This window comes from Devosia sp. (genome assembly GCF_965229025.1).
In the GTDB taxonomy this organism is placed as follows: Bacteria; Pseudomonadota; Alphaproteobacteria; order Rhizobiales; family Devosiaceae; genus Devosia_A.
In genome coordinates, this window is sequence record NZ_OZ245853.1 from 1,966,515 (window position 1) to 1,977,826 (window position 11,312).

The 11,312-nt window shown below is 62.6% G+C and carries 9 protein-coding genes; 5 read left to right on the plus strand and 4 right to left on the minus strand.

What is annotated here, in order from left to right; genetic code table 11:
- Nucleotides 1-103 precede the first annotated feature (103 nt).
- The 5 genes from ACO06J_RS09740 (at nucleotide 104) to ACO06J_RS09760 (ending at nucleotide 5,978) form a co-directional block, all read left to right on the plus strand.
- Nucleotides 104-652, plus strand: coding sequence for a PadR family transcriptional regulator (locus ACO06J_RS09740; RefSeq protein WP_421760507.1), 549 nt, complete (start codon nucleotides 104-106; stop codon nucleotides 650-652).
- Between the two features lie 11 nt (nucleotides 653-663).
- The gene (locus ACO06J_RS09745; RefSeq protein WP_421760508.1) at nucleotides 664-1,887 is read left to right on the plus strand and encodes an efflux RND transporter periplasmic adaptor subunit; all 1,224 of its coding nucleotides are present in this window, start codon (nucleotides 664-666) and stop codon (nucleotides 1,885-1,887) included.
- On the plus strand, nucleotides 1,884-5,216 hold the full coding sequence (locus ACO06J_RS09750; RefSeq protein WP_421760509.1) for an efflux RND transporter permease subunit: 3,333 nt from the start codon (nucleotides 1,884-1,886) through the stop codon (nucleotides 5,214-5,216). The genes ACO06J_RS09745 and ACO06J_RS09750 overlap by 4 nt, the downstream gene beginning before the upstream one ends.
- 126 nt (nucleotides 5,217-5,342) lie before the next feature.
- Nucleotides 5,343-5,582, plus strand: coding sequence for a type II toxin-antitoxin system prevent-host-death family antitoxin (locus ACO06J_RS09755; protein ID WP_421760510.1), 240 nt, complete (start codon nucleotides 5,343-5,345; stop codon nucleotides 5,580-5,582).
- 6 nt (nucleotides 5,583-5,588) lie between these two features.
- On the plus strand, nucleotides 5,589-5,978 hold the full coding sequence (locus ACO06J_RS09760; protein WP_421760511.1) for a type II toxin-antitoxin system death-on-curing family toxin: 390 nt from the start codon (nucleotides 5,589-5,591) through the stop codon (nucleotides 5,976-5,978).
- Between the two features lie 115 nt (nucleotides 5,979-6,093).
- On the opposite strand, the gene ACO06J_RS09765 is transcribed toward ACO06J_RS09760, so the two are convergent.
- The 4 genes from ACO06J_RS09765 to cimA all read right to left on the minus strand — a co-directional run bounded on the left by ACO06J_RS09765 (nucleotide 6,094) and on the right by cimA (nucleotide 11,304).
- A complete protein-coding gene (locus tag ACO06J_RS09765) occupies nucleotides 6,094-7,989 on the minus strand; it encodes an ABCB family ABC transporter ATP-binding protein/permease (RefSeq protein ID WP_421760512.1) in 1,896 nt (631 codons plus the stop codon).
- Nucleotides 7,990-7,993: 4 nt separating this feature from the next.
- Nucleotides 7,994-8,353, minus strand: a complete 360-nt coding sequence (locus tag ACO06J_RS09770; RefSeq protein WP_421760513.1) for an ArsR/SmtB family transcription factor — start codon at nucleotides 8,351-8,353, stop codon at nucleotides 7,994-7,996.
- A gap of 28 nt (nucleotides 8,354-8,381) precedes the next feature.
- A complete protein-coding gene (locus tag ACO06J_RS09775; RefSeq protein ID WP_421760514.1) occupies nucleotides 8,382-9,587 on the minus strand; it encodes a hypothetical protein in 1,206 nt (401 codons plus the stop codon).
- Between the two features lie 124 nt (nucleotides 9,588-9,711).
- Nucleotides 9,712-11,304 (minus strand): citramalate synthase, encoded by a 1,593-nt coding sequence (gene cimA, locus ACO06J_RS09780; RefSeq protein ID WP_421760516.1) that lies wholly within the window; start codon nucleotides 11,302-11,304, stop codon nucleotides 9,712-9,714.
- Between the last annotated feature and the right edge of the window lie 8 nt (nucleotides 11,305-11,312).

Below are 11,312 nucleotides of genomic sequence, written 5' to 3' on the forward strand. Positions count from 1 at the left end.
TTCCGCATGGCTGATCCTCCTCCGCCCCTGTTGCGTATTACCAAACGTCCATATATAGCCCCGACATATGCTTGTCCGGCATATGCCGAACGGATAGGGGTCCATGAACGTCAAAACCATCTGCCTTGCCATTCTCTATGACGGCGAGGCTACCGGATACGAAATCAGGAAGTTGAGCGTCGAAGGCGAGTATTCGTACTTCATCGACGCTAGTTTCGGCTCGATTTATCCGGCCCTGGCGCGGCTCGAACAAGAAGCGCTGGTGACCTCGCGGGTTGAACAGCAGGACGGGAAGCCCGCCAAGAAAATTTACTCGATCACAGAGGCCGGGCGTTCAAGTTTCATTCAGTCGCTGTTTGAAAAACTTGGCGATGACGAGTTTCGCAGTGAGTTTCTGCTGTTCCTCAGGTTTGCGTCGGAACTGCCGCAAACGCTGGTCGACCAGCGACTCAACGAGCGGCTGGTCGAGATTGAAGAGACGCTTGGCGACTTCGATCGCATGAAGCAACCGGACACTCACCCCGGCGACTGTTGGGTGATCGATTACGGACGCGCTTGCATGACAGCGGCGCGTGACTACATCCGTGCCCACAGGGGCAAACTGATTGCGCTGGCGCGGCCCGATGTGGCCGCTGCTGACGCCGCTGAATAGAGGGCTTTTCAATGCGTGCAGTAATTTCATACGGCGTGGCCGGGCTGGTCGTGGTTGCAGGGGCACTATGGCTGGGCAGCGGAACGCTGGTTGCCGGCGGCTACGGGCCGGGCAAGGGCGAAAAGCCGATCGTGTCGCTGTTGAGCAAGGACGGCGACCAGCACGTGGCTGAAGCCGAGACCCATGCCGCGGGCGAAATCGACCCGGCCAAGACGATTGCCGACCGTGTTGCCGAGACCTCCGGGTCGGCGACGCCGCCGCAGTCGGTGCGGACCGAGACGTTCACGGTTCAGGCTTATCCGATCGAGGTGCCGCTGCGTGGGCGGACCAAGGCGAAGAATTCGGTGACGATCACGCCCGAGACCTCCGGTGTGGTGACGGCGGTCAATGTCACCAAGGGTCAGACGGTGAAGCCGGGCGATTTGCTGTGCACGCTAGACCAGGGTGACCGGGCGGCGGCAGTGGCGCAGGCGGAAGCTTCGCTGGCGCAGGCGCAAACGGATTTCGACACCAATGCCGCGTTGCGCAAGAAGGGCCTCGCAGCGGCCAATACTGTCAATCAGTTCGACGTGGCGCTGAAGGCCGCGCAGGCGGCTCTCGACAACGCCAGGACCGAGTTCAACCGCACCAATGTCATCACCAAGGTGGCCGGCGTGGTGCAGGACCCGCTGGCGAGCGTGGGTAACATGCTGACGCCGAGCCAGGCTTGCGCAACGGTGGTGGAGCTTGATCCGATGCTGTTCATCGGCACGGTGCCGGAGGCTCGCATTGCGCTGGCCAAGACCGGGCTCAAGGCTTCTGTCACGACGATCAACGGCCAGACGGTCGAGGGCAAGGTGAGCTACATCGCCTCGATCGCGGACGACTCGACCCGCTCTTTCCCGGTTGAAATCGAAATCCCGAATGCGGATGGCAAGGTGTTTTCGGGCGTGACCGCAACGGCGACCGTGTCGCTGGGCACGCTGCCAGCGCACCTGTTGCCGCAGTCGGTGCTGACGCTTGACGATGATGGCGTGCTCGGCGTCCGGGCGGTCAAGGACAAGATTGTGTCGTTCTACCCGGTGACCATCGTGTCGGACTCCCGCGAGGGCGTCTGGGTTACGGGGCTGCCGGCCACGGTGGACGTGATTACCGTCGGCCAGGAATATGTCACGGCGGGCCAGACGGTCGACGCCACCAACGTCACGGGAACGCCGGCTGCACCTGCAGCGGCTGCTGAAGGGGTGCAGTCATGATGGATTTCCTCGAGCGCGTCCTGCGGATGCCGCGGGTCGTGCTGACGGTGATGGCGCTGCTGCTGTTCGCCGGCTTCTCGGCGTACACCACACTGCCCAAAGAGAGCTTCCCGGCGATCGACATCCCGTATTTCTACGTGTCGACCAGCCAGACTGGCGTTTCGCCTTATGACGCGGAACGGCTGCTCGCCAAGCCGATCGAGGACCGCGTGAAGGATCTCGACGGGCTGGAGAATTACACCTCGACTTCGTCCACCGGCCATGCGTCGGTGTTCCTTGAGTTCAACGTCAACGCTGACAAGGATAAGGCGCTGGCCGATATCCGCGCCAAGCTTGATGGCGTCGCGACCGAGCTGCCCGATGATGCGACCGCCCCGACGGTCACCGAGATTTCGTTCACCAACACGCCTTCGATTTCGGTGGCGCTCTATGGTTCGGTGCCGGAACGTGAACTGGTCAAGCGCGCCAAGGCGCTGCAGGATGCGCTTGAGGCCATCCCGACCGTGCAGAGCGTGACCCTGTCCGGTTCGCGCGACGAAATGCTCGCGGTCACCATCGATATGAACCGGCTGGAGGCTTATAACCTCACCGCAAGCCAGCTGCTCGATGCACTGGCCAAGAACAACATGGTGGTGCCGGGCGGTACGCTCGATACCGGACAGGGTTCATTCAACGTCGAAGTGCCGGGGCTGATTACCTCGGCTGCGGACGTCTATTCGCTGCCGCTGAAGGCTGACGGGGACAATATCGTCACGTTTGGCGATGTGGCGACGGTGACCCGCACGTTCAAGGACGCGACAGAATATGCGCATGTGAATGGCGAGCCGGCGATCACGCTGGGCGTCATCAAGAAGCTCGGCACCAACGTTATCGATATCTCGGACAAGGTCCGGGCGATCACCGCCGACACGGTCAAGGACTGGCCGACTGGCATCGGCCACAGTTTCCTCGTCGATCAGGCTGAGACAACCAAGAACCTGTTCCGTTCGCTTGAAGCGGCGGTGCTGACGGCGGTTGCGCTGGTGATGGTGGTTTGCGTCGCGACGCTTGGCGTTCGCCCCGCGCTGATGATCGGCACCTCGATCCCGATCTCGTTCATGATAGCGTTCCTGATGGTGCAGGTCATGGGCATGACCATCAACATGATGATCATGTTTGGCCTGGTGCTTGCGGTGGGTGTGCTCGTCGACGACCCAATTGTGGTGGTCGAGTATGCGGAACGAAAGCTGCAGGAGGGGGTTCCCAAGAGGGAGGCCTTCATCATGGCGGCGCGCAAGATGTTCGTGCCGGTGGTTTCGGCCACCTTCACGACGCTGGGTGCCTTCATCCCGCTGCTGTTCTGGCCGGGGATCATCGGCAAGTTCATGAGCTACCTGCCGATCATCGTGATCGTGGTGATGGTTGCCTCGCTGCTTTCGGCCCTGGTGTTCATGCCAGTGATCGGCGCGATCATTGCGTCGACGCATGTTGACCCCAAGGCCAAGGAAGCGGCCGACGTGGTGATGTACGCCGACAAGTTCGATGTGAAGAAGGTGAAGGGGGCGACGGGCGTTTATGTGCGCACGCTGCAGCATCTGATCCGGCATCCGATCATCACGCTGGCGGTGGGCTTTGCGCTCGTCGTTGCGGCCTTCGCGACTTATGCAATGCATCCGACAGGCGTCGAGGCGTTCCCCAAGTCCGAGCCGGAATTCGGCACGGTCAACGTGATCGCGCGCGGCAACTACTCGCCGATCGAAATCCGCGACTTCCTCGTCGAAGTCGAAAAGCAGATCCTGCAGGTGCAGGGTGTGCAGGACTCGATCATGACCTTTGCCGGGACCAACGGCTCCGGCCCGCCGGACACGATCGGTCAGTTCAGCCTGCAGCTGCAGCCCTGGGCCGAGCGCGTGAAGGCGGAAGAAATCTTCCAGAACATTCGTGACCGGGTGAAGTCGATCTCCGGCCTCGAAGTGCAGATTGCTGCCGAAGAGAATGGCCCACCGGCGGGCAAGGCAGTGAACGTATCGGTTGAGAGCACGGTTTATGCGGACCTGGTGCCGGTGGTGACCAAGCTGCGCGACTTCGTGCAGAACGATCTGGGCCAGACCATTGACGTGGAAGATGGACGCCCCTCCCCTGGCATCGACTGGGAAGTGACGATCGACCGCGCGGCGGCTGCCAAGTACGGTATCGGCGTGCGTGAGCTCAGCCCCTATGTGCAGTTGGTGACTTCGGGCGTGAAGCTCGGCAGCTACCGGCCAGACGACTCGACAGACGAACTCGACATCCGGGTGCGCCTGCCGCTGGAGGAGCGCAGCTTCGACAGCCTCGACTCGCTGAGGATCGTGACGTCGCAGGGCCTCGTGCCGGTGTCGAACTTCATTAAGCGCGAGGCGGTGCCCAAGGTTGCCAACATCACCCGCAAGAACGGCCTCTACCAGATGACGGTGGCTGCCAACCTTGAGCCGGGCGTTGCGGCTGACGAGAAGGTGGCCGCGGTGAAGAAGTGGGTGGAAGCGCAGACGTTCCCATCGACCACCAAGATCGTGTTCGAAGGCGCCGACAAGCAGACCAACGAAACCTTTGCCTTCATCGGCGCAGCGCTGCTCGCAGCACTGGCCCTGATCGCGATGGTGCTGCTGCTCGAGTACAACAGCTTCTACCAGGTTCTGGTGACGCTCTCGACCGTGGCGATGTCGATTGCGGGCGTGATGCTGGGCATGGTGGTGACCGGGATGAGCTTCTCGGCCATTATGACCGGGCTAGGCATCGTGGCGCTGGCGGGCATTGTGGTGAAGAACGGCATCGTGCTGATCGACACCTACAACCACTACAACCGCGGTGACGGAGTGGAACCGACCAAGGCGATGCTGATCACTGCCGCGCAGCGCGTGCGGCCGGTGCTGCTGACGGCAACAGTGACGGCGCTGGGCGTGATCCCGATGGCGCTGAACATCGAGTTCGACTTCATCCGCCGCGAAATCGTGATGGGTGGCCTCGCCGGCTCGTGGTTCACGCACCTTTCGGCAGCGCTGGTGTCCGGCCTGTTCGTCTCCACTGCGCTGACGCTGGTGATGGTGCCAGTGATGATCACCGCACCGAGCGTGATCCGGAAGGGCTATGTCGGCCGGGCGTTTGGTTGGGTTTTCATCACTGTGCTGGGCTGGCCGTTCCGCCAGCTTTCGGGCAAGGGCAAGCATCAGGTTGCAGTGACGCCGGAGGGTGCGGAGATCGCGATCCCGGCCGACCTCGACAGCTCCAAGCGGTTCATCAAGACCGAAGGCGCAGGACTGGTCGAGACCGAGCAGGATGGCGTGACCGTGGTGACGCGGCAGGCTGCCGAGTAGGCAGAAGCCAGCGAAAAGATTTGAAAGGCCCGGGGGCGACCTCGGGCCTTTTTGTTTGAGCCAAATTAGCTATTGTAGCTGACAGCTAGAATGACTATTTTGGCGGCGTTACGCGGAGTGCCCTAAATGGCCGAGATGACGGCGACAGACGCCAAGAACAAATTTGGACAGGTGCTCGAGATGGCGCAGTCCGAACCGGTTGCTATCCAGAAGAACGGCCGCGATGTGGCTTTCGTGGTGTCGGCAGAGCAGTTCAATGCCTTGAGGGCCAGCGCTGCCGCCCCAAAGGTCCGACCGGCCATCGAAAACCTGATGGCTCGCAGTGTGGAGCGTCGCCGGTCTCTCTACGAAGCCCTCGCTAAGTAGTACAAAGTGACGCTCTACATCACCCTTGATGAGGCTCTTCGCATCCACGAAATCCTGCTTCGGGAGTTCGGGGGTGCGAAGGGCGTTCGCGACTTGGGACTAATTGAATCGGCACTTCTCAGACCGCAGACGGGATATTATGCCGACCTAATAGAGGAAGCGGCCGCGCTGTGGGAGAGTCTGGCGATGAACCACGGCTTTGTGGACGGCAATAAGCGCGTCGCATATGCGTGCGTCGAACTGTTTTTGCAGCTCAACGGCGCCGATATCGCTGCGAGCAACGACGAACTTGAGGCGTTTATATACGGGCACCTTGAGGCAGGCACTTTCCGCAAAGAGGTGCTCGAGGTCTGGCTGAACACGCATACCGCGCCCTTCGACGACAACGCTGACTGAGCAAGCCGCGAACTCGGAGTAGGCGGAGAGAACCCCTCATCCGCCCTTCGGGCACCTTCTCCCACAAGGGGAGAAGGCAATGTCTCGAGTCATGCGCCAGTTTGACCGTAACCCCCTACTCCGCCGCAGGCACGCCGCGGTGGATGAAGCCTTCGGGGTCGTTGGCGACTTTGCGGGCGAGGGCTTCGATTTCGGAGGCTTCGCGCTGGCGGTTCCACATCTGGGCGTAGAGGCCGGCCTGTTGCAGCAGGTGGATGTGGGTGCCGCGTTCGGCGATTTCGCCGCCGCGCAACACGATGATCTCGTCGGCGTTGATGACGGTGGAGAGCCGGTGGGCGATGACGAGGGTGGTGCGGTTGGCCGAGACCAGATCGAGGGCGGACTTGATGTCTTCCTCGGTCTTTGAATCGAGCGCCGAGGTGGCCTCATCGAGAATGAGGATGGGCGGGCCCTTGAGGATGGTGCGGGCGATGGCGACGCGCTGCTTTTCGCCGCCTGAGAGCTTCAGACCGCGTTCGCCGACCTGGGTGTCGTAGCCCTTGGGCAGGCTTTCGATGAACTTGCCAATCTGGGCGAGGTCGGCGGCACGACGCACTTCCTCATCGGTCGCATCGGGACGGCCGTAGCGGATATTGTAGGCGATGGTGTCGTTGAACAGCACTGTATCCTGCGGGACCATGCCGATGGCGGCGCGGAGGCTCGCCTGGGTAATATCGCGCAGATCCTGGCCGTCGATGGTGATGCGGCCCTCAATGACATCATAGAAGCGATACATGAGGCGCGAGATGGTCGACTTGCCAGCACCTGAAGGGCCGACCACGGCGATGGTCTTGCCCGCCGGGACTTCGAAGCTGATGCCCTTGAGGATGGGACGATCGGCGTCGTAGTGGAACCTCACGTTCTCGAACTTCACCACCGGGCCGGTGATGGCGAGGGGCTGGGCGCCGGGCTTGTCTTCGATTTCGGCGGGCTTATCGAGGAGCTTGAACATTTCCTCGATGTCGGTGAGGCCCTGGCGGATTTCGCGATAGACGAAGCCGATGAAATTGAGCGGCCGATAGATCTGCATCAAGAAGGTGTTGAGCAGGACGAAATCACCCAGCGTCAGGGCCTTGTTGATGACGCCATAGGCGGCCATGACGCCGATGATGGCGGCGCCGGAGTAAAAGATCAGCGCCTGGCCGAAGTTGAGGAACCCGAGCGAGGTCCAGATGCGGATGGCGGAGCGCTCGTACTTTTCCATCGATTTGTCGAAGCGCTGCGCCTCCATCTTCTCGTTGGCGAAATACTTCACGGTCTCATAGTTGAGCAGGCTATCGATGGCCTTGCCGTTGGCGTCGGTATCGCTGTCGTTCATGTCGCGACGGATGGAGATGCGCCAGTTCGAGGCCTTGATGGTGAAGTAGAGGTAGAGCCAGACCGTCACGACGAGGACGCTGAGATAGCTGATCCCGAACATGACGATGAAGATAATGCCAGTGATGATGAACTCGACCAGCGTGGGGGCTGTGTTGAGCATCGTGAAGCGCACGATGGTTTCGATGCCCTTGGTGCCGCGCTCGATGACGCGCGACAGCCCGCCGGTGCGGCGGCCGAGATGGAAGCGCAGCGAGAGGCGGTGAAGGTGCTCGAAGGTCTGGAAGGCGAGCTTGCGCACGGCGTGCTGGCCGACCGAGGCGAAGAGCACATCGCGCAACTGCTGGAAGCCGGCGTCGATGACGTTTGTAAGGCTGTAGGCGACGACCAGCACCACCGGCACGGCGATGCCGAGGATCAGTGCGCCATTGGGGCCGGTGCCATCAAGGCCATCGATGATCCCTCGGTAAAGGAACGGCACGGTGGTGGTGGCAACCTTCGAAACCATCAGCGCGGCGATGGCGAGGATGACGCGGAACTTGAGGTCCGGGCGCCCGGCTGGCCACATGTATTGCCAGAGATTGCGGATGGTACGAAGCAGATTGCCTTCTTCGGCGCTCACCGTGGAGCGCTCGCCATTGGTCTTGGTCGCCATGATTTCAGGCCAGTTCTTTGATCGGGGAATCGGAGACGAGGCCGGAGATCAGGCCTGACCAGGCGCTGCCAAACTGCGCAAGGCGATCGGAACACAGCGTGTAGCAGTTGCGCGTGCCCTTGGGGTGACGTTCGACGAGGCCGGCATCGAGCAGCACCTTGATGTGCTGGCTGACGGTAGACTGCGCGAGCGGCAGGCATTGGATGACGTCGGTGCAGCAGCAATCGCCCGAGGCCTGTTCGGCGAGGATGCGCAAAATGCTCAGGCGCACTGGATGGCCCAGTGCCCGCATCACATTGGCGATGTCATCGTCCTGCATCTGCTGCTTCATCGTCTTTGAGCGATAGAAGATCGGCCGGTGCAAGGCAAGATCAAACCACCTGCCCGTGCGGCTAGTTGAGAGTTTGCACAGAGGGCGCGGTGGGGCCGGCGCGGCGCAGGGTTGGGTAGGCGTCAGCCTTGGGGAGTGGCAGCACGCTGACGGAGGCGGAACTCTTTCGGGGACTGATGGGGGTCAGCTTGGGGATCGCGGTCGGCGCGGCGGTGGGGGTTTTGGCCGGACGCGCCGGAGGGATGGGAGGCGACGCCGGGACAGCGGGCGTGACTTCGGCTTGCTGATCGTTGACTGCCTCAGGCGCGGCCTCTGGTTCGGAGGGTATCGCGGACAGCGGGGCGACAGGCGGATCAGCGGGAGGCGGGGCGGCAGGGGCTGGGTCTGGCGGCGCGATTGGCGCAGCGTCGGCGGGGAGCTCGATTTCGACGCTGACCGAGGTGGTGCCGAGGATTTCGCCGGTGGCAGGATCGAAGGCTTCGATGCGGAGGACGGAACTGGGGCTATCGAGCAGGTTGACGCCTTCGATCAGCCAGCGGCCTTCGATAACTTCGCTGTCGTCGATGAGGCGGTCGTTGATGTAGAGCCGCACGTGTGTCCCCTCGGGGCCGGTGCCGGCGACGAAGTTGCTGTCGCCCTCGATCTGGATGGCGTCGATGGTGGGGGCGAGGACGGGAAGCCCGGTGATCTGCGGCGTTGCGGGTGGGGTGACGGGGGCGGTTGCGGCGACCTGGAGGGGGAACTCAGGCGGCGCGGACGGCGCCAAAGCTGGCGGCTGGGGGAGCTGCGTCGCTGTGGCGTCGGGCAGAGCGGTTGGTTCCACGGGTGCGAGGGCTAGGCTGGGCGGCGGCAAAAGCGATGATGGGGCTTCGGTGTAGATGGGCCAGCCGTCAGGGAGCTTGGGAGCCGCAACGGTGCTTGCCGGTTCTGCGAGGGGCAGCGCCGGCTCAGCCGCAGGAACAGGGACTGGCATTGGAGCAGCAGCGATCTCCGGGGAGAGATCGGCGGAGTGGACGGTAATTGCGGGCGGCTCGGAGGCGTGGGCGCTTTCAACGAGGCTCATCGACACCTCGGAAACCGGCGCAGCAGGCGGAGGGGACTTCGGTGGCGACGCTGGACCCGGAGTGCCGAAGGATGGGCGGAGGCCTTCGTCTGAAAGCCACGTCAGGTTGAACTTGCGGTCAATCTTGTCGCGAACACAGTCAACCAACCCGTGCGCATCGGAGGCGCAGGAATCGATGGTGGGAATGCCGATGACGGCCGCCATTGCGAGCAGCGTCAGCCCGGCAGCTGCCAGGGTGAGATAGAGCGGGCGTCGATCAACGATCCGGCTCAGTCCGGCCTCCGCTTCGTCGCGAAACGGCCCTGCCCCCGTTTGTTCCAGACGCGCTTCAGGCCAGTTCGGTCTTCATCAGCTTATAGGTAATCGACTCGTAAAGCGCCTCAAATGAGGCATCGATGATGTTGGGGCTGACGCCGATGGTGTACCAGCGCTCGCCGGTGCTATCGCGGCTTTCGATCAGTACACGGGTGACCGCGCCCGTGCCGCCGTCGAGAATACGGACCTTGAAATCGACCAGTTCGAGATCGGCGATGCGGGCGGAGAAGCCGCCGAGATCCTTGCGCATGGCAAGATCGAGCGCGTTGACCGGGCCGTTGCCTTCGGCCACCGACATGAACAGGTCGTCGCCGATGCGGATTTTCACCACGGCTTCGGTGACGGTGATCTGCTCGCCGCGGGCATTGTGGCGGCGCTCGACGCTGGCGCGGTAGCTTTCGACCTCGAAGAAGGTCGGGAGCGAGCCGAGGACGCCATGGGCGAGCAGCGCGAACGAGGCGTCGGCGCCATCGTAGGAATAGCCGCGCGCTTCGCGTTCTTTCACGAGGCGCAGCAGCTTTTCGAGGCGCGGATCGTCCTTGGCCAGCGTGATGCCGTGGCGCTTGAGGGCGGTGAGGAGGTTCGACTTGCCGGCCTGCTGGCTGACCATGATCGAGCGTTCGTTGCCCACCGTTTCAGGCGGGACGTGCTCGTAGGAGGAGAAATCCTTGGCCAGCGCCGAAGCGTGGATGCCGGCCTTGGTGGCGAAGGCGGAGGTACCGACATAGGGCGACTGGCGCGCCGGGGCGCGGTTGAGCAGGTCATCGAAGGCGCGCGAGATCGAGGTGAGGCGCGCCAGTTGATCGGCATGGACGCCGATCTCGAAGCGATCGGCAAAGCCGGGTTTCAGCATCAGGGTGGGGATGAGGGTGACGAGGTTGGCGTTGCCGCAGCGCTCGCCGATGCCGTTGAGCGTACCCTGGATCTGGCGGACGCCGGCGGTGACGGCGGCGAGCGTGTTGGCGACGGCCTGGCCGGTGTCGTCATGGGCGTGGATTCCAAGATGATCGCCGGGGACGACCTTCAGCACTTCGGCAACGATCGACTGGATCTCGGCCGGCATGGTGCCGCCATTGGTGTCGCAGAGAACGACCCAGCGCGCGCCAGCCTTGTGGGCGGCGGCGACGAACTTCAGTGCGTAGGTGCTGTTGGACTTGAAGCCATCAAAGAAGTGCTCGCAGTCGATCAGCACTTCCTTGCCCGCCTCGATGGCTGCCGAGATGGTTTCGGTGAGGTTATGGAGGTTCTGCTCGGGGGTGATTTCGAGCGCGATTTCGACCTGACGATCCCAGGATTTGCCGACAAAGCAGGCTGCGTCGGCTGCGGAGTTGAGGATGGCCTGGACACCGGGATCGTTGCCGACGGAACGGCCGGAGCGCTTGGTCATGCCGAAGGCGGTGAAGTTGGCGTCGCGGGTGCGGCTTTCTGCAAAGAATTTGTCGTCGATGACATTGGCGCCCGGGTAGCCGCCCTCAATGTAGTCGACGCCCAGTTGCTCGAGCAGCGCGGTGACCGAGATCTTGTCCTCGAGGGAGAACTCAATGCCAGCCGTCTGCGCGCCATCGCGGAGCGTGGTGTCGAAAAGGTAGAGGCGTTCTTTGCTCATTCGTAGGT